Origin of the sequence: Aeromonas sp. s11 (assembly GCF_040907945.1) — a bacterium.
GTDB classification, from domain to species: domain Bacteria; phylum Pseudomonadota; class Gammaproteobacteria; order Enterobacterales; family Aeromonadaceae; genus Aeromonas; species Aeromonas veronii.
This window is the reverse complement of record NZ_JBFOCU010000024.1, coordinates 140,195-166,471: the sequence shown is the minus strand read 5'-3', so window position 1 is coordinate 166,471 and position 26,277 is coordinate 140,195. Positions and strand designations below refer to the sequence as shown.

The 26,277-nt window shown below is 46.9% G+C and carries 19 protein-coding genes; all 19 read right to left on the bottom strand.

Translation table 11 applies throughout. The annotated features are described in order from the left end of the window. Window positions 1–551: 551 nt before the first annotated feature. Window positions 552–2,279: a Wzy polymerase domain-containing protein gene (locus AB5Y84_RS07175; RefSeq protein WP_368176670.1), complete on the bottom strand. Its 1,728-nt coding sequence runs from the start codon at window positions 2,277–2,279 to the stop codon at window positions 552–554. 17 nt (window positions 2,280–2,296) lie between these two features. Further along, window positions 2,297–3,577, bottom strand: coding sequence for a sugar transferase (locus AB5Y84_RS07170; protein WP_005338058.1), 1,281 nt, complete (start codon window positions 3,575–3,577; stop codon window positions 2,297–2,299). 12 nt (window positions 3,578–3,589) lie between these two features. Then, complete coding sequence (locus AB5Y84_RS07165) at window positions 3,590–4,729, bottom strand: glycosyltransferase family 4 protein (RefSeq protein ID WP_005338060.1); 1,140 nt, start codon at window positions 4,727–4,729, stop codon at window positions 3,590–3,592. After that, window positions 4,726–5,820 carry a glycosyltransferase gene (locus AB5Y84_RS07160; RefSeq protein ID WP_041202272.1) on the bottom strand — a complete coding sequence of 365 codons (1,095 nt, stop codon included), beginning with the start codon at window positions 5,818–5,820 and terminating at the stop codon, window positions 4,726–4,728. Before AB5Y84_RS07160 ends, AB5Y84_RS07165 begins: the two co-directional genes overlap by 4 nt. 1 nt (window position 5,821) lies before the next feature. Next, window positions 5,822–6,589: a glycosyltransferase family A protein gene (locus tag AB5Y84_RS07155; RefSeq protein WP_265781655.1), complete on the bottom strand. Its 768-nt coding sequence runs from the start codon at window positions 6,587–6,589 to the stop codon at window positions 5,822–5,824. Between the two features lie 8 nt (window positions 6,590–6,597). Further along, window positions 6,598–7,854: a lipopolysaccharide biosynthesis protein gene (locus AB5Y84_RS07150; protein WP_368176669.1), complete on the bottom strand. Its 1,257-nt coding sequence runs from the start codon at window positions 7,852–7,854 to the stop codon at window positions 6,598–6,600. Between the two features lie 30 nt (window positions 7,855–7,884). Then, complete coding sequence (locus AB5Y84_RS07145; protein WP_368176668.1) at window positions 7,885–9,870, bottom strand: polysaccharide biosynthesis protein; 1,986 nt, start codon at window positions 9,868–9,870, stop codon at window positions 7,885–7,887. Continuing rightward, complete coding sequence (locus AB5Y84_RS07140) at window positions 9,867–10,892, bottom strand: glycosyltransferase family 4 protein (protein ID WP_368176667.1); 1,026 nt, start codon at window positions 10,890–10,892, stop codon at window positions 9,867–9,869. The genes AB5Y84_RS07145 and AB5Y84_RS07140 overlap by 4 nt, the downstream gene beginning before the upstream one ends. Beyond that, on the bottom strand, window positions 10,892–11,848 hold the full coding sequence (locus AB5Y84_RS07135; protein ID WP_368176666.1) for a UDP-glucose 4-epimerase family protein: 957 nt from the start codon (window positions 11,846–11,848) through the stop codon (window positions 10,892–10,894). The genes AB5Y84_RS07140 and AB5Y84_RS07135 overlap by 1 nt, the downstream gene beginning before the upstream one ends. Next, on the bottom strand, window positions 11,848–12,654 hold the full coding sequence (locus AB5Y84_RS07130) for a glycosyltransferase (RefSeq protein ID WP_368176665.1): 807 nt from the start codon (window positions 12,652–12,654) through the stop codon (window positions 11,848–11,850). Before AB5Y84_RS07130 ends, AB5Y84_RS07135 begins: the two co-directional genes overlap by 1 nt. Window position 12,655: 1 nt before the next feature. Beyond that, window positions 12,656–13,717: an acyltransferase family protein gene (locus AB5Y84_RS07125; protein ID WP_368176664.1), complete on the bottom strand. Its 1,062-nt coding sequence runs from the start codon at window positions 13,715–13,717 to the stop codon at window positions 12,656–12,658. A gap of 10 nt (window positions 13,718–13,727) precedes the next feature. Continuing rightward, window positions 13,728–17,024 (bottom strand): glycosyltransferase family 25 protein, encoded by a 3,297-nt coding sequence (locus AB5Y84_RS07120; protein ID WP_368176663.1) that lies wholly within the window; start codon window positions 17,022–17,024, stop codon window positions 13,728–13,730. 17 nt (window positions 17,025–17,041) lie between these two features. Next, window positions 17,042–18,358 (bottom strand): ABC transporter ATP-binding protein, encoded by a 1,317-nt coding sequence (locus tag AB5Y84_RS07115; protein ID WP_139441256.1) that lies wholly within the window; start codon window positions 18,356–18,358, stop codon window positions 17,042–17,044. Further along, on the bottom strand, window positions 18,348–19,151 hold the full coding sequence (locus AB5Y84_RS07110) for an ABC transporter permease (RefSeq protein ID WP_139441255.1): 804 nt from the start codon (window positions 19,149–19,151) through the stop codon (window positions 18,348–18,350). Before AB5Y84_RS07110 ends, AB5Y84_RS07115 begins: the two co-directional genes overlap by 11 nt. Window positions 19,152–19,852: 701 nt before the next feature. After that, a complete protein-coding gene (locus AB5Y84_RS07105) occupies window positions 19,853–21,193 on the bottom strand; it encodes a hypothetical protein (protein WP_368176662.1) in 1,341 nt (446 codons plus the stop codon). Between the two features lie 738 nt (window positions 21,194–21,931). Continuing rightward, a complete protein-coding gene (locus AB5Y84_RS07100; protein WP_236095591.1) occupies window positions 21,932–24,088 on the bottom strand; it encodes a secretin N-terminal domain-containing protein in 2,157 nt (718 codons plus the stop codon). A gap of 77 nt (window positions 24,089–24,165) precedes the next feature. Beyond that, the gene (locus tag AB5Y84_RS07095) at window positions 24,166–24,714 is read right to left on the bottom strand and encodes a hypothetical protein (RefSeq protein WP_064336928.1); all 549 of its coding nucleotides are present in this window, start codon (window positions 24,712–24,714) and stop codon (window positions 24,166–24,168) included. Continuing rightward, window positions 24,714–25,325 (bottom strand): GspMb/PilO family protein, encoded by a 612-nt coding sequence (locus AB5Y84_RS07090; RefSeq protein WP_368176661.1) that lies wholly within the window; start codon window positions 25,323–25,325, stop codon window positions 24,714–24,716. The genes AB5Y84_RS07095 and AB5Y84_RS07090 overlap by 1 nt, the downstream gene beginning before the upstream one ends. Window positions 25,326–25,332: 7 nt before the next feature. Then, complete coding sequence (locus tag AB5Y84_RS07085) at window positions 25,333–26,268, bottom strand: hypothetical protein (RefSeq protein ID WP_279460500.1); 936 nt, start codon at window positions 26,266–26,268, stop codon at window positions 25,333–25,335. Window positions 26,269–26,277 lie beyond the last annotated feature (9 nt).

Sequence of the window (26,277 nt, the reverse complement as noted above, 5' to 3'; positions counted from 1 at the left end):
ATTAGCGAGAACATACAGTTTTTCTATATTAACGTTCTTTTTTTCTTAAATTTCACCATCAAGATCGAATGCTTGCCACTATCAATAACAAACTGGCTGGAATGCAGATCATCTGGGTAGAGAGGTGATTACCATCTTGCGCTCAAGAAACATCAGTATTTCAAGACTCATTAATTTCCTGTTCAGCATCCAACAAAACTAACTCAGTAACCTGACTTATAAGCCTGAGCGCACATTTCTACCATACGTTCAACATCATGTGACAAGACTACGCCTATCTGTTTAGCAATGAACATGTCTAGATCCTGTCCCGTCCCCCGATGATGAGGGGATATCCAAACTGACTATCAACCCATTCGACACCACCAATAAAATCACATATTAATCAATTGGTTGAGAACAGCGAATGACATTTCAAATATGCTTTTCGTAGCCCATTTGACAGACGTATGCGTCCGAAAACAGACTGTTCGGATACTGGCCGTTCAGAAGGTAAACAATAAAAAAACCAGCCGTTTTTAAGGGCTGGCTTTCTATGTAGCCAAATAGCACTATTTATTTTTGGTTATATTCTTGCCTGATTGATCAACACCGGTCATCACTGCCTGTGAAGCGGATCCAGTTAAAAGGGGCTCGGTTGGATAGAGCTTAAGTGCTTCAGCTCGCATCGCATTGGCTTCCTCTGTACGACCCAATGCATTAAGCGCGATCACCATATTGGCGTATATGTTGGCACGGGGTGTATGGCGTACGAATGCCTGCCCCCACTCCAGATAAGCTTCCAGTTCGGTCTTGTTATTTGTCTGCAAGCCCACCATCAGACGAACCGAGTTCACATCAAATTCCACTCGGGTCAACCAAGCCATGGGATTGACGATATCAAGTAGCAAAGTCGGCTCTTTATACCCACCCCGTTCATATTTGGTGACTACCCATGCGGTGTGAATGGCTGTAAGCATAAAGGGAACGGCCAGCAGCGGGATAGCAACCGCCATAAATCGCAGTAACAACCATGGGCGGCACTCCATATCCCACCATGATGAGAAACCCTGACTCGCCAGGTTGGTCTCTTCAATTTCGGTATCGATGATATAAATCAGCATCAGCAACAGCCACCATAACACGATCGCATGGTAGAGCGGGTATTCCGTCTGGGTATGAAGCAAGATCGGTGTAACCAGAGCAAGCAGTCCCATGGCATTTACCCAACGCACACTTGCCAGACGCCATAATAATGCGCCCCCCATGATCACCATGCCGGCCATGGGTGCAATACCGCCCTCAACAGCCCAATAGAGAAACTCGTTGTGGGGGTGGTCAAGATTGTACTCAATCTGCACCATGGACGGATTCAGCGCTTTATCAGCCATATAGTGATGGAGAAAAACAGATTCAAAACTGCCGTATCCCCAACCACTCCAGGGAGCCTGTGCAATCAGTTTGGCAGCATAGGGCCAATAAATAGAGCGCATACCACCAGACTGATAGATCTCCAGCCCACGCTTGGCTCCAGCCATCCAATATTGTGATAACAGGCCAATGGCCACAGCCAAGATAACCAGACCCAACATACGCCATAGCAGGCGTTGTCGATAAAGTTGAGGCATCAATAAGAACAGGGCTAACAGGCCACCTAATTGCCCCACTCGGGATTGTAAAACCACCAGTAACAATGATGCAGATAGAATGACGCCATAGCGCAGAGCCATCAGCAAGCGGCCACCCTCTCTACGCAGTTCCAGCCAGATGGCAAGGGCAATCCCAGTCGCCATAAACGTCGCCATCACGTTTGGCTGTTGAAAGATCCCGTATGGACGATTGATTTTAGTGTCGTAGCCAATCCAGTTACCCGGCGTCAACAGATAGAACTGAACCAGACCGAGCACTGCCTCCATCGCGATCGCAATCAGGATGAGATAGAGCAAGCGCTCACGCTTCGGCCGATTAAAGCCCCATTGATAGAGACCAAACAAAAACAGCAGACCAGCAAAAAGTCCCAGCAATCGGGGAATGGCATAATCCTTGAGTGCAAAGCTGGGATAGAGCATCGGGAGCAGTAGCAAGAGAGCTCCTATCCATAAACCCGCTTGTAATGGAGAAAAGACCAGACGTTGACGTAACGTCACCTGCCACAGTCCCAGCCCCATTGCCAAAGACGCAAAGATCCATCCACACGCATTAAAGGGCAGATACAGACCCGCACCACCAGGATTGTGCATAAAAAAATGCACTCCAAGTAACCAGTATGATGAAGATAAAATCCAATACAAGCTGCTCATATATTCTTTCCGTATACTCAACGAGCCCCAAACCCTGTCAGCATTGTTTTAATAGTTTTGATTACTATTAATAGATCAAGCCAAAGCGAAAAATTCCTAATATAATAAAAATCATACTCTAATTTTATACGAGTACTATCTGTATCAGCTGAGTAGCCATGCATAACCTGAGCCCATCCACTTATACCAGGACGGACCATATGACGATACATATAGAATGGTAGCTCAGACTCAAATTTCTCTACAAAAAAACGCTGTTCAGGTCGTGGACCAATCAAGCTCATATCCCCTTTAAGAACATTAAAAAATTGCGGGAGCTCATCAATTCTATATTTACGAATAAAATGACCAACACGGGTAATCCGTTTGTCAGCTTTCTGAGCAAAACATGCATTGTCTAATGATGAACTGTCATGCATACTACGAAATTTATACATTACAAAGTCTTTATTACCAAACCCAACTCTTTTTTGCTTAAAGAAAACAGGGCCGGGGCTTTCCAGCTTTATTAAAATTGCCGTTATAATTATTACCGGCATAAAAAACGGAAATGAAATTATAACAATCAAAAAATCAGCAAGTCTTTTTAAATGAAAATAAAACAACGATGGAATAGCGGAGCCAAAATCATTCTCATATAATTGTTCAACGCTCACTCGGCCTGTTAATGATGCATATATAGTTTTGCTATGATAGATTGGTATCCCTAACAAAACGAAATCAGTTAATAACTTTTTCCATTCACTCGTTAAATCAGATGAGTGAAAGTCAGCAACTACGGCATTACCACAGAACAGAGAAAAATCAGGTTTGTGAAGAATATTCCATTCAGCAGCAGTCAAGGCACACAGTTTCTGATAATTGCCAACCGGGATGATATAATACTTAACTTTGCCAGATCGTACCCCTAAGTCATAAATAATCCAGCAAGAAACTAAAGCCAATATATATGAGCTTATAATTACTGGCCTACTATACTCAAGACGAAATAGCAGTAACACACCGAATAATATACCATACACTGCGGTTACTGTTGGAATCATATAAGATAAGGCATTAACTCCAGGATAGCAAAGCACTCGACTCAGGAAAAAACCAGCCGTAATACATGTTATAAAGATGCCTAAAAGTGTGTTTATTTTTACATTATCAAGGAAACTCCAAAAGTCAACTCCCCAAAACAAAAATGAAGGTAGTAATGTTGACACCAAGGATGTAAAAAAGAACATCATTGTATAATTAAACCGTAAAAGGTCATAACAACGACCACCATATGGATAATAGCTATTATTTATCATGAAAAACTCATTTTAGTTATCAACCACAGGGGGAACGCCATCGATATGCTGAGCCAATAAATCAAAATATATGCCAATGATTTTTTTTTCATCAAATCTGGCACTGACTAATCGCCTCCCAGCATTACCCATCAAGGTTCTTTGAGCTGTAGTCATCCGTATGAATGTCATCATTGCATCAGTCAATGATGACACATTTCTAGCTTGACAGAGTAACCCGGTTTTCTCATGTAGCAGTACATCTCTACATCCAGGAACATCGGTAACAATAATTGGCTTTGCCATTGCAGCAGCTTCGATCATAGTTCTTGGCAATCCTTCGCGATAAGAAGGTAACACAATACAATCGCTTTCCATTATGATAGGCCTAACATCATGTGTAGTACCTAGATATTCCAGCACACCTTCATTGATCCATTCATGCAACTGTGCATATCCGATCGCTCGTGGGTTATCAGCCTGAACATCGCCTAACAATTTAAACTTTATGTTTGGATGACTAATGTGAATCTGCTTTGCGGCTGCTACATATTCTCCAATCCCCTTATCCCATAACAACCGCGCAATGAGCAAAAAACTAACCGAGTCATCTTCAGCAAATTTCTCTGAAGGATAAAAAAAACTCACATCAACACCCTCGCCAGGCAGTAACAGAGTCTTTCTTTCATCTACCAACTGTCTTGATACAAATTCAAAGCGATCATCTTCATTTAAAAAAATGACTATCTTAGGATATTTAAACGCGAATTTATAAAGCAATCTTACTACTTTAGGCACCCAACCATCATTCATAAAGGCATATCCTAACCCAGTGGTTATAGCCAAGGCAGGTGTGCGACAAAGGTGTGCAGCAAAAGAACCATATATATTTGGTTTTACCGTATAATGGATAATTAAATCCGCATTAATTCTTCTATATATTCTTACGAAATCAAATATTAATTTTAGTTCAACAATTGGGTTGACTCCTTTAGGGGATAGTGCCAACGGTATAAATGAACACCCCAAATCACAGAGCAAAAAAACTGTATTATCAGGTGGAGCAACAATGGTTATGCGATATCCATGTTGTATAAGTGCAGATAATAATCCGCGGCGAAAATTCCACATTGACCACGCTGTATTGCTCACCATACAAAGATGTTTGCTCATGTGTAGTCCTGGTACAAATTTAACCAACGCAGACAGATAGTCTCTATTGAATAATGGCTAATAACCCGAATCCGAGCCTCCCTAGTCATCACCTCTCTCTCAAGCGGCGAAAGCATCATAGCCTGCTCAATCGCGGTAAATAGCTGCTGACTATTTTTAGAGGGGACAAGCAATCCAGCAGAGCCAACCACTTCCCTCACTCCACCACAATCGGTGGCAACCACTACCCGCTCACTAGCCATAGCCTCAGCCACAACTAAACCAAACCCCTCCCAAGCTGATGACAACACAAATATATCTGCTGCACTCATCCAATCTTCAACATCATAGCGCAGCCCCAAGAAATGAACTCGCTCGCTAATCCCTTGTGCGCTAGCGATTGTGGTTAAGTATTCTTTTTGCTCACCCTCACCTATAATGACCAACTTAACATTATTGGATCTCGAAGATAACATCGCAAATGCAACAAGCAAATTTGTATAGTCCTTGGCAGCGGTCAGTCTGCCTACTGAAATTAACAATATGTTATTGTCATCAATCCCAAGCTGAGAGCGTAATTTATTTCTGACTGTGGCGTTAAAATAAAAACGCTCCGTATCAATACCATTATACATGACTTTCATTCGCCCGGCAGATACCGCACCTTGTTTAATAAAAGCCTCGACTGCTTCTTGGCTTACGTTTGTGTTAAGATCACATAACCTTTCGGTAAGCCGGTATGCCAATATCCGCCACCCTCTTCCCTCATTAACACTATGTGCAGAGCAGATAAGCTTCGGAAATGATACAAACAATCGTAATAACCGAGCAAAAATATTTGCATGCACCATATGACTATGCACCACATCCGGTTTATATTGATTAAGTAACCTGATCGCCTGCCAGTATGCTTTGAAAACACTAAATGGAGTTTTCCTCATCTGCAGTGAAACGATGTCTGCTGCAGTCGAATGTGGGCGATTGCTAATTTCACCGGTCATCGAGATAATTAATATATGGTGGCCCAATCTAATAAATTGATCTGCCAAATCGCACACTTGTCGTTCAGCGCCCCCCATACCAAGACCTGTGATTACCATCGCAATTTTCATGCTATTTCTTCAACCAACAGTAAAGAATGCACTGGAGACTTCTGACACATGCTTTGACCTTGCCGAATAATCGAGTATCTCGGATCACCTGGTCTCGATAAAACAAACCAAAACCACATGGATTACTTCTTAGATTTTTTTTAAAATTTGAGGTGTAGCCATCAGGAAGATATTCACACAAGTATATTACTTGGTCTACATAAAAAACTATCTTACCTATATCGGCAATTTTATTCCATATATATAACTCTGGTACAAACTTTTCGCCAGGGAACTCAGGAAAAGGACACTCACGCATAACATTAGTGCGAAAAACATAAGCCAAGTCACCTTTTAATACATGCCCTGCCATTATGGGCTGCATTACCATTGACTTGCTCCATCCGGTGCCGGAGATACCAATCATGTGACCAGATAATGTTGCTTTTCTAAAACACATCCCAACAAATTCCGAGCCAATATGATTCATAACATCATATAGCTTGGCAACAGCATCACCAGTTAATAAGTCATCACTATCCACAATGATAATCCAATCACCGGTCGCATGAACCACACCTTCATTTATAGCGCGATGTTTCCCTCCATTTTCTTTATAAAAATAATTGATTGAAAAGTCAGATTTAACTCTATAATCAAAAATAAGCTCAGCGGTACCATCAGTGCTACCGTCATCGATTACGAGCCATTCAAAGTCCTGCCTTGTCTGCTGACACAAACTGTCATACAACCTTGGTAAAACATATGCTCTGTTATAAGTTGGCGTCATTATTGTTATCATTGCACGACCTTACACACGCAACCTTTATATTGATGAATGAAGTATATCGACATCGTCGCAGCCATCATCAAAAAAGCATTAGTTATGTAAACGATGTAAATGTCACCGGAACGAAATACTTTTAGCAACAGCCAATAGTTGAATATGCTTATAATTAATAGAAAGAACCACTTGCACATTATCAAAAAATATTTTTTGTCACGGTATAATCGTTGCATCAAAACGCTATCCACAGCGAAAAAAGAAAGCGCAGGCAACATCATAATAGCTAATTCTGCTGCTAACTCATAATCTTTTCCAAATATAAAATAGACAATTTTATGTAGCCACAACCAACCCATTAATTGCAAGATACATGCAACTAATAACAGCCCTAAACAGACCGTATGTATTTTTTTTACTCTGCGCCCATATAACATCATTGGCGCTATAGACTGCACAACTATACCAAGTACAAGTACGCCCTGCTCTAGCATTTGACTAGCTACACCATACATGGCTAGTTGTTCATACCCTAAGTAATGCTCGATGAAAAAGCGATCAATCCTCATATAAGTCAGCATCAGCATTAATGGTATCCAGAGCGCCCCACCTCGACTTAATATTACCACTGCCACTTTTTTATGCCAGTCCCAGATGCCACCTCTAAAATAAATAACATAACTCAGTGACATAGCTAAAAACAATGCTTCTATTGCCCTGCTTGAATAGATGATGAAATAAGATGAAAGTAAAAGAGCGAGGCTTACCAAAAGCACCCTTAATAATAAAATTGCAAGACGAATCGCTACAACAATACCTATATTTGTGGTGGCTTGATAGTAGTTGGCTATTACTGAAAATGGTTCATTAAAAATGAGCGCCAGTGCCAATAGCATCAGCATTAATCTTACATCTTGATCTGCGACAATAAAATTTGCGTAGACTAATGTGACAAGCAAAGCAACCAAAGCGAAAAGTAGACGAAAAATAAATACTGAAGATAGTATCTTCCAACGCAAATGAGGATGCCGAACTAATGCCGGAACAACAACTTCCGAGCCGGCAATCAATGTAACTGATGACAATAAAATGACGGCATTGAGCGAATATAGCCATTTCCCATATAACGACACACCGAGCAGATGACTAATTACCCCCTCGCAAAAAAAAACCAACCCAATGGTCACCATTTTTTCAAATAATAAAATACTAACATTAGTAATAATTGCGGCATATTCTCGATAAAATGCTATAATCTGGCCTAATCGCATCCAAGTTACCTCATTATAGAAACAGGTAACTCAATTTCTAGCCAGCAAAAAATGAACATTGTGTACCGGTAGCTTCACGATGTTCTCCGTTATTGTATGCTGCTGCTTCGCTAGCCACACAAGATCACAAATCCCATCTGTTGGCTCAAAGGCCGCAGGGGCATACATAAGAATGTCACGTACTTGTTGGTGATCAAAACGGTGACAGGCCTCATCCAGCGAAGCTAGCAAGGGTCGCAGCCGAGACCATGGCAGCCAGCTCTCTTGTGCCATCATGATCCTGGGGTGTTCGGTTCCTCTGGCATCATCACCAATCAGTAACTCTTCGTAGAGCTTTTCACCCGGCCGCAACCCCGTCACCTCGATGGCAATATCACCATCGGGCCGCTGCTCATCACGCAAGGTCAGACCACTCAGGCGTATCATGCGCTTCGCCAGCTCCATGATCCGTACCGGTTGCCCCATATCGAGAACAAATACGTCGCCCCCCTCCCCCATTGCGCCAGCCTGGATCACCAGCTGGGCAGCCTCAGGTATTGTCATGAAGTAACGGATGATGTCGGGATGAGTCAGGGTAATGGGCCCTCCTTTATCTATCTGCTGTCTGAATAACGGTACCACAGAACCCGAAGATCCAAGCACATTGCCAAAACGCACCATACAAAAACGGGTTTGATGCTTTTCACGGGTCAAGGCTTGCAAGATCAACTCGGCCATACGCTTGCTGGCGCCCATGGTATTGGTCGGCCGCACGGCTTTGTCGGTGGAGATCAGCACGAATGTCTCGACCCCAGCCTCAATGGCAGCCTGTGCAGCATACAGTGTTCCAAATACGTTGTTGCGTACCCCTTCAATGATGTTGAACTCAACCAGCGGGACATGCTTGTAAGCCGCCGCATGGTAAACGGTCTGGATCCTGAAGCTCTGCATCACCGTCTTGAGACGATGCTGGCGCTGCACTGACCCCAGTAACGGCACCAGATCCGTTTCGATTTCTTCACGCTGACACTGCTCCCGCAGGTTTTTGTGCAAGACATAGAGGGCGTATTCGGATAGTTCGAACAGTACCAGGGTGGATGGCCGACACCGCAAAATCTGGCGGCAGAGCTCAGAACCAATAGAGCCACCGGCACCTGTCACCATAACCGCTTTGCCTGTGATATTGGCTTCCATTAATTTTGTCACCGGCTCTACCGGGTCTCTGCCCAACAGATCGTCGATGGAAACCTCATTGAGCTGATCTATGCGAGCCGAGCCATTGACAAGATCGGCCATCCCCGGGATGGAAAGCACTTCGCAAGAGAGGGGCTCAAGTGCATTGATCACCTCCTGACGACGCGCTCTAGTGCTGCTCGGCATGGCCAGCAAAATCTTCTGTACCCCATGGTGGTCAATCAGGGCTGGCAATTGAGCACTGTGATAAACGGTACAGCCCTGGATCACGCATCCCTGTTTGGCGGGATCGTCATCAATAAAGGCGACGGGATAAAACTCATTACCTTGCAACAAGGCCATTTGCAGCTGTCGACCCGAAGAACCCGCTCCATAGATCAACACCTGGGTACGAGCCAGACGAGTGGTATTGAGCAGCGCTCGGAAAAACAGCCGCACACCACCGACCAGCAACACCAAAAAGGAGAGATAGATAACAGATACCGTTCTGGGCAGAAAGATATCAAAGTAAAACGCAGAGAGAACAAAGAAACAGGTTGAAAGAAATGCCCCTAGCGAGATTGTCCATAAGACCCTAAAGCTGACATATCGGAGTACTGCGCGATAGAGCCCCAGCCGTACAAACAAACTGATGCTGACAACAATAATTGCGCCAAGGAGTGCCCAGTGATGAGGGCTATCGATGGGCCAGTTATGTTCAAGCCGGATCCAGTACGCTCCCCAATAGGTCATGGTGATCAAGAGCATATCAACGGCGACAGAGATGACACGCTTACTGGATCGTGATAGGGAGCCCAGACAAGTCAGTAGCCAGCCCCCTCCGGGTAAAAGCTCATTTTTCATTCTGGTACTCCTGCATTCAGGTGATACGCAAGAAAGGCTAACGGCAAGTAGGCAATGACCAGACCGATCACACCATCGAGCTGGCCCAATACAATCATGACAGCGATCGGCGCAAGCCATAGGCTATTTATAAGAAGCACAGCCAATGTCACGTTTCGATGACTTTGCCAACGTCTCGCCAGATATTGATAGCCATGAGTACGATGCGCCTCGCTCAGACGACATTTCAGACGATAGCGATTTAGTAACGTCCAGGTCGCATCAACCACAAAGACTCCGAGCATGACGAGCCATGCCCACAGGAATTGAGGCGCAGAAACAGCATCCAGCAGCATCAGGGAAGCCAGCATCAAACCAAGAAATCCGCTGCCACCATCCCCCATAAAGATCCTGGCGGGCGGAAAATTCCAGCACAAGAAGCCCGCCGCCGAAATCCCCAGTAGCAGGCTCAAACTGGCAGACGACCACTCCCCGCCAACCAGATAGTGAAATAACCCCATGAACAGACAGACGACAACGGCTTCACCTGCTGCCAAGCCATCGATGCCATCCATAAAGTTGTACAGGTTGATAAACCAGATCACCCCCAGCCAGGCCAGCAGGTAACCAAACCAGGCAAGATCCAGCTGCCAACCAAAGAAGGTCAGCGCTGGCAAACCATCAACCGCAGAAACCACCAAAGCTGCCGCCATGCTCTGCACAATCAGGCGGGTTCGGGGCTTGAGAGAGATGTGGTCATCGATAAAACCAACCAAGGCAATCCCCAACGCCGCAGCCCATATCAATGCAAAGCTGCTCTGGGACATACCGGAGGGCAGTGGGATAAGGGTGACAAATAACGGGGCTGCCAGCAGAAAGGTCGCCACGATAGCCATGCCACCGCCTCTCGGGGTAGGCACCTGATGCGAACTGCGATGATTGGGTTGGTCAAGCAAGCGGGTCTGTGCGTAGCGCCTGAGCAGGCCGGTCATGGTGATTGAAAGAAAAAGACAAAATATCGACAACAAAACAAATGCCAGCATCAAGACGACTCACTATGGATCGACGCCATCAGAGATAGGGTCTGAGAGAGCGAATAGGGTGCCGACCATTGTAATCGGCTCTGAGCCTTGCGGGTATCCATTTCCAGAGAGCCATAAATCCGTTGTAGCTTGGCATCAATTCCCAAACAGCGTCCAAGCCCTCTTATTACTCCTGGTGGGAGATAAAAAAGCCGACAGCTAACCCCTTCTGCTTCTGCTATCGCCGCTAACAACTGAGACGTCGACACAGCGACAGGATCTGCGACTAAAAAGACCTGATTCACTGCAGCAGGGTGCGCCATCACATGGGCAATGAAGTCACACAGATTAGGTAACGCCAACAGGCTACGCGCATTAGTCAAACGGGCAAAAGGGAGCGGGATCCCTTTGCGCATCCACGTCATCATGCTGGCAAAGTTAGCCTTCACCCCTTCCCCGTAAATAAGAGGAGGACGGATGATGGTTACAGCCATATCACACTCTTTCGCGAGTGCCATCAACCCCTGTTCCGCCTCATACTTCGAGCGTCCATAGGGATCTTCTGGCGGACTTTGCACATTCTCATCAAATGGCTTGCCAAGCTCGGTCTGCTCGCCATTCACTTTGATCGAGCTGATAAAGATGAAGCGCTTCACCCCAGCCTCAGCCGCTTGTCGAGCAAGCGTGAGGGTGCTCTCTGTATTCACCGCTCGAAATGCAGCCAGGGGATCTGTCGCGGTATCCGACATCACATGCACCCTGGCAGCACAGTGAACAACCACATCCACCTGTTGCAATTGGGCTGTCCAGTTGGCATCCGCAGTCAGAGAGGGAGCCTGAACATGGTAAGAAGCCCGCGAGTGACTTCGCACCGCTCCTTTAACATTCGCCCCCTGCGCCAGCAAGTGTTCACAGACCGCTTTGCCTACAAATCCGTTGGCACCTGTGACCAAGACTGTACTTTTGATATCTGCCATTACCACCAACGCCAACCGTGAATATTGAAGAAAGTCACCATGGAACGCCCAAACATCCAGATATGGCGCCAGCCTTTGCGAGATGCATGCCCACCATGATGAACGACCCTCACCTGAGGGACATAGGCAATCCGGCTGATCTTTCCTGCCCGTAAACTGATGTCAAAATCTTCAAAATAGAGGAAGAAGCGAGGGTCAAACCCTCCAAGCTGCTGCAAAACATCTGTGCGAAACAGCATAAAACAACCACTGACAATGGGCGGGTCCCACAGCACGTCAAGATTGTTGAGCTGATCTACCATCTCATATTTCGCCAAACGCGTCTGGAATAACTTCTTCACAAACTCGGGTGCAAAACCACGCAACAGTAAATCAAATACGGTGGGATAGCGTTTACAAAGCCGTTGTACCTCACCATCTTCCCATGTAGCGAAAGGCGTCAACAATCCGCAATCCGGATGTTGCTCCATAAATTCGAGGGCATTGTTCAGTGCATCTGGAGCAACTTCAAGATCTGGATTCAGGATAAGATGATATTTAGCATCAGTCTGTAATGCACGGTTATGACCGACACCAAACCCAGGATTTGACTGTGCAACAATCAAGTCATACTCACCTGTAAAACACTTGTTTATATCTTCATTTTTAATAGCCAGGTCATTGGATGGAGAGTGATCCACAACCATCAAAAAACTCACAATTCCAGCATCAGTGACTGCTCGCTGTAATTTTTTGAAAGCACTTGTTATCATTGACTTTTCAGTGCAATAAGTAACCACTGAAATAGATAAATAAGATTGGCACATGCTATTTAATCCAGTGATCACGCCACAGTAAAATATTGCGTTCAAAAACGTTATAAATAACCGCAGAGACAATTAACGTAGTAAGAATAAAACCAAACCAATATAAAATAGCAGTATCCTCAGTCACATTTGGCAAATAGAACCCCATAGCACTTAATACTAATAAATTTACGAGATATGCAGAGTATGACCATCTAGCCACAGGTCTTAACAATCTATAAAATAAATCATTCACTCTTAAGTTCATACCAAAAACAAGCAGACCGGCAGCAGCGACATTGGCTATTGGAAATAAGAATACCTTAAGGAATTGACTTTTGTCCATCACTGCATCTGGTTGCATCGAAATAATGACAACAGGAATTAACAATAACGATAAGAAAGGCGATGCCTTGATTATCCTATCTCGCCACAATTGACTATGATAATAGAGGTAAGACGTTAACACCCCAATCATAATGGAATCAAGGCGTAGTAATGCTGTCGATCTGACTTGATTGAATGTTAACTCAGGATATGAATACACACTCATTATTCGCATCGTAAACGAAAACCCTAGCAATATAAAAAGAGTAACCAACAATGACTGTATAGCTGAAGAACGCCAAGTAAAGAACATGATCACAGGTATAAATAAATAGAAAATCTCTTCAATGACTAAACTCCACGCCTCCCCAAAAAATCCAGGATGGGGTGACAACAGACTTTGCGTAAATGTCATATAGCGCCATAACTCCGGCATCGCCTCAGGTCGCCAAGAATCGATAACAAACCAATTTAATAATAAGAACAATAAATAATTAGGATAAGTTCGCAAAAAACGGCGACCCAAGAAATTGGGGATCCAACACCATTTATTATTACTACGGGAACTTTTCTCGATAATTATTGAACCGATTAAAAACCCAGATAATACGAAGAAAATCTCGACACCGAGAAATCCGCCAAACTTGAAAAGTTGAGCATCTGGAAAGACAGGAAGTAACAGACGCCTGCCATGCGATAACAAAACCAGCAAGATGGCACTGGCTCGACAAATGTCGAGCCAGTGGATACTTTTCATACTACCACGATTATTTAGAGCTGAATTCATCTAACTTTAGCCCCAAAAGCCTTTCACTTTCCGCGATCATTTCACGATATGTACTGTTATTAAAACCCCACAATGTGGAATCTAACTCTTCCTTATGCCCTACTAAAAATTTTGGTGTAGTAATGACATGTAGATCACTGCGGCTTTCAATATAACGATCTATTGTATTGGTTTTTGCATCATGATTTCTATCATTCCAGCCCAAGAGCTTTTCATAGAAAGCTCTGGAATAGATATTCATTACAGTACTAGTCATTTTGTCAATCGTGACATATTTTTGACCATTATACTCCGTACACGCCAAGATATTAGTATCTTGATGCAAATTAGCTATCAGTCCCGAGAAAAGATCCCAATCTTTTCGTTCATTGAGATAATCATTTACACTTTCCAGACGAGATAAAAAATGCTCAGGAAATTCAATATCATCCTCGCAAATCATTATACGTTCAAGCCCTAGGTCTTTTGCACGATGCAAGAGAAATTTATAACTCAAACCACACCCAACCCATCCAAGACGATGTCTTAGACCAGGGAAATACTGAATCCCATAATGATTATCATTATCAAAATCCGCACGTCGGGAGACTGTTTCCGGCAGTCCTAAACATACCATATCTGAATCAAAATTAATGGAATCTGCCACAGCAGTATAAAATTGCTCATACGTGATAAGATCGTGAGCTAAAAATGCTCTCAGAAAATAATATGAAAAAATATCAGGAGTCTCGACACATGCCTTTCTTAATTGAATGCTGCGCTCACTCCGTTTAACATCATCACGAACCCAATGGCGAACTCGCTCTACCATTTCATCAATATCATTGATTGGTACAAAATCGACAAGAGGCAACAATGCCGAATGCTCATCCATATCAGCACTTTCTTCAGATACAATGATTTTATTTTGCGACAAACACTCATATATTCTGGTTGTTTCCAGTAGCGCGCCTTCATAATAATGAATGTTAACAATCACCTTTGCTTTTGACATTTCAGCATACAACGCATCACCAAAAATATCATTGATGATTTTCACTGAGAAATGCTTTTTTAGCTCCGCAATATAGGCTCTACGTCTATCATTATTAATGTCACCATAAAATAACACATCAACCGTCTCAGGAACCGAGTCGGCAAGCTCCCGCGGAAGAAAACCCACTGGCAGATGGTAGATCTGGCGATAGCTCAATCCTTTATCTTGTAAAAACGCAATATTTTTTAAAGAGTAATCAAAGATGGCTAAGGAATTTTGCAAGCGAGCAAGGTAATCCTCTGTGAACCAACGAGAGCTAACCGATTGTTCAAGTTGATAAGCGATATACTGCCCAGGTAAAACATCAAACATTTGTGGACAGATAACAATGTGCAAAACGTCCAGATAACCCTCTTCAGGCCTCTGATATTGAACGGCTGCATGAATATTCACTTTCTTCAAGCTTGCACACATTAATTCAGCCAGATAACCACAGTGTGCAGTAGTCAAAATAACTAACTCCGCAGTATCTTTATCTCCCAATGAAATAACCTCATGCATTGCATGATGAGATTGGTGACCTAATACATGGCTAATGCGATGTAACGTTTTTCGAATTCCATGATGTCGCAAACTGCGCCACCCTTTCATTAATAACGATGGGTCTCTGGCAAGAATAACCATAGGACGCACTAACGGGCGAGTCATGCGCGCCAGTTTACCGCGCAGACCGTCTTCATTGCATACTCGTTGCCAACCATACTGTAGTGACACAGTATCACCACGTAATAAACGTCCAATTACTCGAATGGGCATCGTTATACGCCATGACAAACTGTTCGTTATGCATTGTTTTTGATGCTCAATTATAGAAAGTTGGTCAGATGCGATCGCGGCTTGCTTGCGAGCGTCATCAACATTTTTCTGCAGTGACTCAATGATTGAAAGACACTCTTGATGTTGGCGTGAAATTTCAACTTCGTAGTCAGCCACTTGCTTGGCATGTAATGCAGCTTGTTCGGTAATATAGGTTGTCTGTTCCGCATTACGCTCTTGCCAAACCCTCACATCAACTTGATGCTCGCGAGCAAGATTGGCAAACTTCATAGTAACAGCCGCTTGCGCCGCAGAAGGGAGACCATCAAATATGTTAGGATCAAGGTGATCTTGTTGCATGTATTCGCTCACATGACAAAGGATTATATCGTGCTGTTCAGGTTGGCCCAATCGAAAGCGTAAGTATGCTGGTTTTAATTGCAATGAGAAGGGCACCAAATAGCCAAAAAGATAGAAACTGAGCCGTCTTAGCCGTTCAGCCTCATCATGGGCTTCCAGTATAAAATTGTAAGAGTTATCGCCACAAACCTTTAATGGCTTGTCCAGTAACAGCGCCTCTAGGCCAACACTGGAATTAATAGTAAATATCTGTCGACACAAGGCAACAAAATATAGACTATTCGGGGAGTTATCGAGACAAACTTGTGCGGTTTTAAGTGTAAATGAGCTCCCCGGATGAGCGCGCACCAACAGATCATCTGCTGCCACTTTCTGCCGTGCGGCAGCCAGCAGTGCAAGATTGCTCATTCCATTGCCATAAGCAACCAGATTAGAGTCGTCCTCGACTTGCAATACAACACCACATTCATAAGCGGTTTGCGTTGGCAGTTCTTGGTAGGTTTCGGGATGAGTCAAGAAAAATTGCAATAACTCTCGTGTCGTGATTGACCATTGCCAATCATGGCAGAGGGAATAACGTTGTGCTGACTCAGAGTTGCCATTGACACCACGAAAATCAACATATCCGGTCTCGCGATACAGGGGACCACGCAGTGGGCCCAATTCAATATGGATGACGGGAATACCACGGGCAGCACATACCGCCTCCAGTGACGCAACATTACAAATAGTGACGATGGCTTCAAGTTGAGCCGGAGCTGCATCCAGTAACGCCTCAAGTTCACGCTCAAAAGCAGCATCGCGCTCGCACAAGAAGCGCCGAAACGCCTCTATCGGATTGCCATTGAGTTTATTGAGCCAATCATCAAATCTATTCTCATCCAGCCATGCGTAATGATGTTGCTCAGGCTGGGCGTTAACAGGCAAGGAGTAACCTAACCGAGCCTGTACCGCGGGGTCACATTCCCAGCGACCATCCCAATCACAAGCAGCGCGGACATAATCGCGCCCGGTGATAAAAAAAGCAGATTCATCCGCCCACTCACCCAGCAAACGGTAATAGCACCAAAGATAAGGCGCAACTTGAGCACGAAAAGGATAAGGAGGTAGAAAAGCAGCCAGCATTGATAACTCCGAGATATTCAGGCCTGAACGGTAATAGGCGCATGTACGACACCGCCCAGCTCTCTGGAAGACCAGAACTTGATCGCCTGCATCGGCCGACGCTGATCAAGTTCTTCACGCTCTCCACCCTTGAGAGAGGCCAAACCACAGTGCAATAAATAATCGCCACTATTGATGGGTAAGGTCACTTGATACGTCACAAATTGGCGACCTGGTTTCAATACTATGGGGTGACCGGCAGCAATATTGCTATCGCCCCAAATATCACCACCTTGGGCACGGCTCAAAGACAGTCCGAGAGCGATATCCTCAATTGTCTCGCTAGAGATAAGTTCAAAGCGTAGCGTCACCGTTTCACCTGATTTGACCAGGGGCTCTTCATGAAAAGGTGTACCATCTGCCTTGACAATGGTCAGGCTGGCGATAATCGCGCGGGCAGAACCAAATCGCTTCTCACCCAGCGCCAGATTGGCCTCATTCTTTTGCTTTTCAAGTAGAACTTGCTGTGATGGGCAATCGCCATCACTTTCAACTTCTGGCAATGCCAAGGTATCGGCTTGCTCCTGCGACAGGATCATGCCTTTTTCATACGCCATCACCGCAGCCAGCACATCTGTGGTATCAGCAATCAGGCGCCCCCCTTCCATCACCAGACAACGATCCGCGTATTCCAGAATACTGCCGGTCGAGTGGGTCACCATCAAAATGGTTACTCCCTTCGCTTTCAGGGCTTCCATACGCTTGAAACACTTGTATTGGAAACCGATATCGCCAACTGCCAGCGCCTCATCGACTATCAAAATTTCAGGATCAATACAGGCCTGTACTGCAAACGCAAGACGCACATACATACCACTGGAATAGGTCTTGACCGGTTGCTCCATAAAATCGCCAATATCAGCGAAATGGGCAATCTCATCAAACCTTGCGTCAATATCCTCTTTACTCAACCCCAAGACACTGGCATTGAGATAGACATTATCACGCCCACTGAACTCCGGATTAAAACCAGCCCCCAGCTCAAGCAAAGCGGCAATACGGCCATTGACGTTAACGTCACCATGAGAAGGATTAAGGGTGCCGCAAATAAGCTGAAGCAGGGTGGATTTACCGGCCCCGTTATGGCCGATAATACCGACGGTTTCACCCTTTTTAATCGCGAAATCAATGTCCCGGAGCGCCCAGAATTCACGAAAATATTGTCTGGCAGCACCGCTACACAAGCGGGATAAGCGAGGAATAATAAACTGCTTGAGTCGATCGACCGGTTGCTCATAAACCTGATAACACTTGCTCAAACCACGCACGTCAATCGCGACTTTGTCAGAGCACATCGGCAAACCCCTTACGTGTTTTCTGGAACAATATAAATCCTGCATACATCACCAACGCACCAGCCAACAAGGAGGCACCGTATTGCCCCCAAGAGGGGAACTTGCCCCAATAGAGCACATCACGAACCTGGGCAATCACAGGCGTCAGCGGATTCACATTCAACCAGTGACGGTATTGTTCAGGGAGTGCCTCTACGGGATAGAAGATGGGCGAGAGAAACATCAAGACAGTGCTGATAACACCCACCAATTGTGACAGGTCGCGCAAGTAGACCCCCAGCGCAGCGAGTGCCCATGAAAGACCTAGCACCAGCAGCAGGAGTGGCAATATCATCAGTGGGAAAAGCAGCACCGTCACTGGCGGCACTCCGAAGGCCACCCCATAAAATGCAAGCCATACCAAGAGGCTGATGCCAAGATTGACCAGAGCACTACCGAGCGCCACCCAAGGCAAGATCTCGAGAGGAAATACCACCTTCTTGACGTAATTGACATTATCCAGGATCAGGCGTGGCGCACGGTTAAAACATTCAGCGAAGAGGTTAAACACCATCAAACCGGCAAACAGCACCAGGGCAAACTCACTGCGCGAATCACTACCACCACTCCAGCGCGCCTTGAACACCACACTGAAAATAAAGGTGTAAACAGCCAGCATAAAGAGTGGAGTAAACAGCGCCCAAAGATTACCCAACATGGCGCCACGGTAACGGGCGGCCACTTCACGGCGCACCAGGGTGACAATCAGATGACGCTGGGCAGCAGAAGGAAACAGAATGGCAACATTGAGCATCAACACTCCTCAAACAACAGGTAACCTAGCAGAAAACGCGGGGATAATAACACAGCTCACTGCTGTTGACTGCCCTTGCCTTCGCCTGCTTGACCCCGGCTTAGCCAGAAGCTGTCGGCTCAGGCTGGAACCGCTTTCCAAACCGGATGCAAGGCTGTTCGATAAAACGACACGACAAGTAATCACAGGAGAGCGAGCACAGCTAATGCTTGCTGGCACCCGTTGAAGGCCAGCAGATAGAAAACGAGCCATTATTGGACTGAAAAACTATAGATAGGAAAGCCATATAGCATATCGCGTTGCATCAGTAACGCCATCCAGGCCGCTACCAGCATCACGAAATAGTCACAGGCGCCATCGTTGGTAGACTACCACGCCACAACATCATTGAGGCAACAACAACATCCAGTCGAGATAACATCTCTCAGAGGATGGAAGAGTGATTGCCTAATATTGAATATGCATTTACGTGATAGACAATCATTAACCGGATACGTGTCAGTATCTGCTTATGCTGCATCGCGATAAAAAAGTATAAGTGAACAGGGTGAATAAACCGGAAAGGGGATGATTGGCAACAGCGGAACAAACTATGCCGGCAAGCCGCATGTTTATTAATCGCTCGCTATAATTGGCTCATATGCTAAGACTTGGATAAAAAAGGGTGGCTAATGCCACCCTTTTTACAACACTTCAACCGATTAGAAACGGGAGAAAGTGGTACCGTCGGTAGACAGAACATAGGTCTGCAGAGACAGCTTAGATACATCACCACTGGCAACAATACGCAGTTTACCGGCTTTCTCGGCAAGACCAGCTGCGACAGCAGCAGCGTGCAGGTCTTTCAGAGCGATCTGGCTGGTAGAGGCTTGTGCATTCAGGGTTGCTGTTTCTTGGCCAGCAACAGCACTCAGCGGGAAGGTAGCAGAGGAACCATCATCACCGTACACGGTGAAGCTGATTTTGCCAGCCTGACCACCAAGGTTGGAAACCCGCACGAAAGTCTTGTAAGAAGAATCGGCAGAGAATACCAAGTCTTGATCGGCAGAAGAACCGTTCTTGGTCAGGTCGAAAGTGAAATCTTGCTTGGTCAGAGCATAGATATTGGCCTGAGTTGCATCCGGGGTGTAGGTAGCAGTGAACACGCCTTCAGTGATAGGGGTGTTGTTTTTGGCTGGCAGAGCATAGATCACTGCGTTATTAGCAGTAACGGTTACAGCTTTAGCTGCAGTTTCAGCAGTCAGTGCAGCACCGCCGTTAACAGTAGAACCTACCAAGAACGGACCTTTAACTTCCCACTTGCCAAGCAGAGTTGCATTGGTAATGGCAGAACCGGTGATATCCAGCACAGTAGTGCCAGCAGCAGCTACGTCTGAATTGACAGTAAACAGCGTAGCTGATGTGCCAGTCTTGAATTCCAGCGCATCTTTTTCAACAGCGATCTTGGCGGGGTTACCTGGGACAGTGATGCCCACTTTGAAACCCTGAGTAAAGCCAAACAGCTTACCGGACTTGGCGTTAGCAACTACATCGAAACCAGCTTGGCCGGATACAGCGTTGTTCTGATCGTTGAAAACACGAACTTTGACAGTGGCACCAGCTTTGTCTGCAACAACAGCATCAGCAGTAAAAGTCAAAGCTGCAGGCATTACAAAGTGTGCTGGTACCGCGCCGGCTGCTGCGGTATAAGTCGCAGCAGCTGTTGTTTTAGCAACAATAGAATTATCTTGGACGTTGATGACAGTCCAACCGCCGATCACTTGCCCCAGAGTGATACCGGCAATCTTGGCTCCAGCCACGTCAACACGGGCGAAGAAAGTCTTGTCAGCAGTCTCAGCCGGAGTGGCGTTGACTTTTTCACCAGCAGCAACTGCATTTTGGATGGAAACAGCTTTCAGGGTAGCAGTCGGGGATACGATGATTTCAGATGCATAGTTTTGTGCAGATGCATCAATGGCTGCTTGGTTAGCAGCAGAAAGATCAACTGCGGCTGCATTGAAGCTCAGGCCAGCAACAGCCAGTGCAATCAGTGACTTTTTCATTAGTGTTATTCTCCAAAAAATTAAACTAGTTTAACCCGAGCACCCTCAGGTCATACTACCAACCTGCTTTTCCCGCCGACTGCCTCTTATTCCGGACAAGATCGCAGTCACTTGAAAAGATGAGGCTCTATCGCTTAAAAGCGTAAGTGATCATATCTGTCGCCATAAAATAATCAAGGACTCTGTCAGGCTAATCGCCCAAAAAATCGCCATACGCACCATCTTGTGGGAAAAATCACACAAATAAAAAGCACCACTTGACACCAGTTCGCGATAACAGGCTGTTTTTTACCCCCTACCTTACTTTGACACGCCCGCAAAAGAGCCCCGTATGGTTCAAGATAATCTGCCCCCGCCCGGACACATTAATTAACATAATTGACATTTATCGAGCGTTGCAAAACCGGTCTCAGTTGGGGTGAAGCAGAAATGGAGCGCCCTGAACAAACAGAGCGCCAATATCAGCAAGGTGGACTGTGCTCACACTGTCACCGGGCTATGGCGTAAGGGCGGAACAGGGCGCAGAGGGTCACGGAAAAGCGATCAAAAGAGAGACAGCAGGTATAAAAAAGCAGGGATATCTGATGCTAGACCTTAAGTAATAGCCGATTTCACCTTGCACCAACCAGTAGGAACGCGCCAAAAAGAAACCGCCCGGCAACGTTAGCCAGGCGGGGTTGTCACGGCAGATTAGCAGCCGAATAGGGTCAGCGCAGATAAGTCATTATCGCAAAGGCGTTACTGGCGCAGTTCCAAGCTCTCGCTCGGCTTTTCGGGGGCCATGCCCGGCAAAAAACGGCGCTTAAGGGTCGGGGCGTTATTTAGCTGCAACTGCTGTTGATAGCGTTCGGTCAAACTTTGCGCCTCGCTAAAATCGCGCATCACATAGGGGATGATCATCACCACCAGCTCGGTGCGGTTTTCGCTGTTGCTCTTTGACTTGAAGAAGTTACCCAACCAGGGGATGTCCCCCAACAATGGCACCCCGGTATCCCCTTCGCCTTTTGAACTGGAGATTAGACCCGCCAGCATCACCGAGCCACCATCGCGCAGGGTGAGTGCGGTCTCCACCTTGCGGTTCATAATGGTGGGGCTTAACGCCTCACTGCTGGAGGAGGTATCGGCCTGCTCAGAAAGTTCTTGACTGACCAGCAGATCCACCACACCACTGGCTTGCACCGTGGGCTTAATCGACAAGATCACCCCTGTCTTGCGGTACTGCACGGTTTTATTAATGGGCGCATCGGGGTTATCGCTGGCCTGGCTAGTTCCCGTGACCACAGGTATTTCGTTACCGACCTCGATCCGTGCCTCTTCACCGCTGCGCACCATCAGCTTGGGGCTGGAGCGGATCACGGCTTGCTTGTTGTCATAGAAGGCATTGAGCGTCGCACGCGTCTGACCCGCACTATTGAGCGCCATATTGAGACCCGAGCTGCCCAGGCCGTTGGCAGTGCCCATGACCAGATCTCTGGCCCCCAAGTCAGTGCGGATATTTTTCCAATCAACCCCCAATCCCTCTTTATCATTGAGGGTCACTTCGGCCAGCAGCACATCGATCATCACGGAAGGGACGGCCTTATCCAGCTGATCGAGCAACGGGCGCAACTTGATCCACTCCTTGCCGCTGCCTTTAAAAATCAGCGCATTGCGGTTGGCATCCACTACCACAGCGCCCGCCTCACCACTACCGCTGGTAGTTGTACTGCTGGTGGCACTCGCTGCCGCACGCTGCGTACCACTGGTGGTATTACCAATTCCCTTGGCCAAACCGTTATCGCCGGCACTGCGGGTATTGCTACTATCGATGCCGCTGGCAGGCACTGTGGAACTGTACCCGAGGGAGCCAAGCATAGTAGCGATGGCCGCCGCCTGGGTATTTTTAACCTGATAGATAAAGAGGCCGTTTTCGACTTTTTCCTGGGACTCTCGATCCAGGATCTCCACCCAGTCGCGGACATGACTGAGCGTGGTGCCATCGGCGGCAAAAATGATTAACCGCTGCAGCTCCTTAAGCTTTAGTACCATCACCGACCCCATGGGAGGGGTATCGGAGACGTTATAGCCCTCTGATTGCAACACCTTGATCAAGGCATTGCCAAGCTGATCGGCATCGGAGTAAACCGGGGTAATACTCATGCTATTGCTACTTTTAAGGGTAGGTTGATCAAACAGACGAATAGCGGCAACGGCCTGCTTCACCTGCTCCACCCCCCCTCTTAACATGATGGTATTCGCAATATAATCAGCCGTGACTTTTAGCTCAGTGTTATTGGCAAACATCTCTTTAATCCAGATTTCCATCTGGTTGCTATTAACAACTCGCATCGGCACTATCTGGAACACTGGCCTATGGGACATAGGTACTTCAGGCAGGGCATCGCCGCTTACCATTAATGGCAAGGCATCATTGGCAACTGTGTTGCTGACGGCAAAGTTATAGAGTCCATCGCGCAGCTTGACCTCAACACCATAGTCCGCCAGCACATTACGGGCGGTATTGAAGAGAGCAGCCGGCGGTTGCGGCTCGCTCATTCGCAAGGTCACCAGATCCGTTTTTTTCTGTAGCTCCGGACTCAAGGTAAAGGAGAGTCCGAGCTGCTTGCCAAATACCTCGTTAATAAATGCAGGTAAGGGAAAGTTGTTGACGTTGAGGCTGACGGCATCGCCCTGCAGCCCCTGCCCCAAGGGCTGGCCATCCGGTTCCACTACACGCACTTGTTGACGCTGGCTTGGGGTACGGTTAAAGCGCTGAGCCAAGCCTTGACGGGCATCAGGTTCGGCACTGCCCGCCTGCAGCGTTTCATCCTGCTCGGTCTGGACTAACGGGGCACGCAGTGGCCCGGGCAGCGGGGTGGGATTGGTGTTGATAGCACAGCCAGCCAGCAGGCCCAAGGCACTGGCCAGCAGGGTCAGACGAGGAAGCTGCCGATGGATCATGGTCGTTACAGTGTGGTTCATAACTCGCTTCTTTATGGCCGAGTGGGCGATAAGGTTGAGATGGAAGATGTTGACGAAAAATCACCCTGTTCGGGCGAGGGGTAGAGATAGAGTATGCCTTCTTTTCCTTGCGCATCACGCCACTGCAGGCTATCGGCATTGATAGCCAACACATCACGTCCATCCGGCAGGGCCATACCGGGACGCAGAGCAAGAGGTTCAGCATCAGGGCCCAGCAGCAACGCCTGACGCCCCCTACCTTGGGTAATAATGGCGATCAGGATGCCGTTCTGTTGCATGGCTTGCCTTGCAGCCTCTTTGCGAGCTGCGTCCATGGTGACTGAATCAGTATCTTTTAGCTGCTTTGGTGCCATCGGCCATAGGCTAGCGATCCTTGCCGGCATGGGCGGCAGATCTTGCGCCAATGGCAGATCTGGCCAGTACCAATCTCGGGTGTTGGCAGGGCGCTCCGTCAAAGAAGGGTGGCTACAGAAGTAACCAAGTAGCATTAAAGAGAGGATGGACAAAAGGGGTACCCCGATCGTGATCCCCCGGCGCTGCAAACTCAGCTTAGGGACCATCACTTATTCTCTCCCTTTTGTTCTCCAAAGGGGTGATACCAAACCGTAGCCAGCAGCGTGAAATTGAGTTTGTCGTTCATCTGATTATTGACAGTCAGTGCGTTAACGATGAGCCGGGGTGAATGTTTTTCCAGCTCGTTGACCAGACCGATAACACCATCCCCATTGGTGCGCCCAGTCACCCGCAACTGCAGGGGGATCAGACCATTCTGATCAAGCTGTTGTGGCGATTTTGATACCTCAACTTGGGGCTGGCCGACAGCAAAGCGAGTGAAAAGGGCTGAGACCCTGCTCTGTACTTCAGCACGAGCAAGTGCTTCATTGGGGGCCATGCCAAAGTACTTATCGAGGGCTTTGTTCGCAGCCCGAGCTTGGGTTAGTCGCTGCTGCCAACTCTCTCCTTGCAGCAGACTTTGTTGATCCTGTTGTTGCCAGGAGAGCTCTTGTAGTTGTTCACTCAGCCGCTGGCGCTGTTCTTGGCAAAGCAAGTTAACCCAGAACAACAGAATGATAATGATAAGCCACGCCCCCCATTGCAGGCGAGGGTTGGCTTGCCATTGTTGGCGAGCTTGTTGCCAATGCGGCTGAAGATTGTCGATCAGAGCATTCATATCCCGTTTATGACTCCTTGCCGGTTGTCCTTTGGACAATCCGAGGCAGTACTTCTATATCTGCTTGCAAGCGCACCAGGGTACCATTGCCTTCCAGCTTTACTTGGACATTGTGCAGTCGTTGGCCATTGAGGGTTATCCCCTCCAACCGCCTGACATACTCCCTTGGATCTGGCGCTTTATCCTGTAACAACAATTGCAAACGCAGGGGTTGATAGTCGTATTGCTGAAGTGTGTTGACACTGGCAGGCAGAAGCGCGATTAACTGGGGCAGAGTGCGAGATTGTCCCTGCCCAAGTAAAGTGAGTCGAGCTTCATACTGGCTACGCAAGCCCTCGGCCCGCAATCTCGCATGACGGGCAGTAATAAGCCCTTCGTCAGCGGAATCGAGCTCAACCAAAAGCGTATTTGTCTGTTGCTCAAGTCTGAACCAAGACCCCAACTGCCAAGACACGCAGGCGACTAACAGTAACGCTACTACGCCACAGGCAAGATGGCCAAGTAACTGCCGATCCCTCGGAGCCAAGGGACTGGCTTGCTTAAATGAGAGTTGAATCACTGTTGAGGCATCAGGCTGAAGTACAGGCAACCAACGGCTATCGATTAATATGCCATTTTGCCAACGTTGCCACTCATAACCCTGCAGTCCGGATAGATAGCGCTGCCAATCTGCTGACTGTACTTGCTCCGGCAGTGGTGATGGTGCTAACGCGCTTTCCGGCACTACCTGATAGCGTTTTGCTTCAGCGACCCGAGCAACCAACGCAGCCTGATCCCATATCCAGACTGCCGCCCTGCCCCGATGCCAGTTGACATAATATCCCGGTTCAGTAAATGGAGCATGTAGGCTGACCTGTTGCTTCAGCGCCTGCTCACGACGAGCCTTGGGTACAGCGCCAAGATCGCAGGAAATAAAAATGCAAAGGGAGCGAGCAACAATCACCCTGGGACG

What these genes read in the sequence shown, in the direction of transcription:
- AB5Y84_RS07175 (WP_368176670.1), bottom strand. Translation starts at nt 2,279, where the DNA reads ATGAGCAGCTTGTATTGGATTTTATCTTCATCATACTGGTTACTTGGA.
- AB5Y84_RS07170 (WP_005338058.1), bottom strand. Translation starts at nt 3,577, where the DNA reads ATGATAAATAATAGCTATTATCCATATGGTGGTCGTTGTTATGACCTT.
- AB5Y84_RS07165 (WP_005338060.1), bottom strand. Translation starts at nt 4,729, where the DNA reads ATGAGCAAACATCTTTGTATGGTGAGCAATACAGCGTGGTCAATGTGG.
- AB5Y84_RS07160 (WP_041202272.1), bottom strand. Translation starts at nt 5,820, where the DNA reads ATGAAAATTGCGATGGTAATCACAGGTCTTGGTATGGGGGGCGCTGAA.
- AB5Y84_RS07155 (WP_265781655.1), bottom strand. Translation starts at nt 6,589, where the DNA reads ATGACGCCAACTTATAACAGAGCATATGTTTTACCAAGGTTGTATGAC.
- AB5Y84_RS07150 (WP_368176669.1), bottom strand. Translation starts at nt 7,854, where the DNA reads ATGCGATTAGGCCAGATTATAGCATTTTATCGAGAATATGCCGCAATT.
- AB5Y84_RS07145 (WP_368176668.1), bottom strand. Translation starts at nt 9,870, where the DNA reads ATGAAAAATGAGCTTTTACCCGGAGGGGGCTGGCTACTGACTTGTCTG.
- AB5Y84_RS07140 (WP_368176667.1), bottom strand. Translation starts at nt 10,892, where the DNA reads ATGCTGGCATTTGTTTTGTTGTCGATATTTTGTCTTTTTCTTTCAATC.
- AB5Y84_RS07135 (WP_368176666.1), bottom strand. Translation starts at nt 11,848, where the DNA reads ATGGCAGATATCAAAAGTACAGTCTTGGTCACAGGTGCCAACGGATTT.
- AB5Y84_RS07130 (WP_368176665.1), bottom strand. Translation starts at nt 12,654, where the DNA reads ATGTGCCAATCTTATTTATCTATTTCAGTGGTTACTTATTGCACTGAA.
- AB5Y84_RS07125 (WP_368176664.1), bottom strand. Translation starts at nt 13,717, where the DNA reads ATGAAAAGTATCCACTGGCTCGACATTTGTCGAGCCAGTGCCATCTTG.
- AB5Y84_RS07120 (WP_368176663.1), bottom strand. Translation starts at nt 17,024, where the DNA reads ATGCTGGCTGCTTTTCTACCTCCTTATCCTTTTCGTGCTCAAGTTGCG.
- AB5Y84_RS07115 (WP_139441256.1), bottom strand. Translation starts at nt 18,358, where the DNA reads ATGTGCTCTGACAAAGTCGCGATTGACGTGCGTGGTTTGAGCAAGTGT.
- AB5Y84_RS07110 (WP_139441255.1), bottom strand. Translation starts at nt 19,151, where the DNA reads ATGCTCAATGTTGCCATTCTGTTTCCTTCTGCTGCCCAGCGTCATCTG.
- AB5Y84_RS07105 (WP_368176662.1), bottom strand. Translation starts at nt 21,193, where the DNA reads ATGAAAAAGTCACTGATTGCACTGGCTGTTGCTGGCCTGAGCTTCAAT.
- AB5Y84_RS07095 (WP_064336928.1), bottom strand. Translation starts at nt 24,714, where the DNA reads ATGGTCCCTAAGCTGAGTTTGCAGCGCCGGGGGATCACGATCGGGGTA.
- AB5Y84_RS07090 (WP_368176661.1), bottom strand. Translation starts at nt 25,325, where the DNA reads ATGAATGCTCTGATCGACAATCTTCAGCCGCATTGGCAACAAGCTCGC.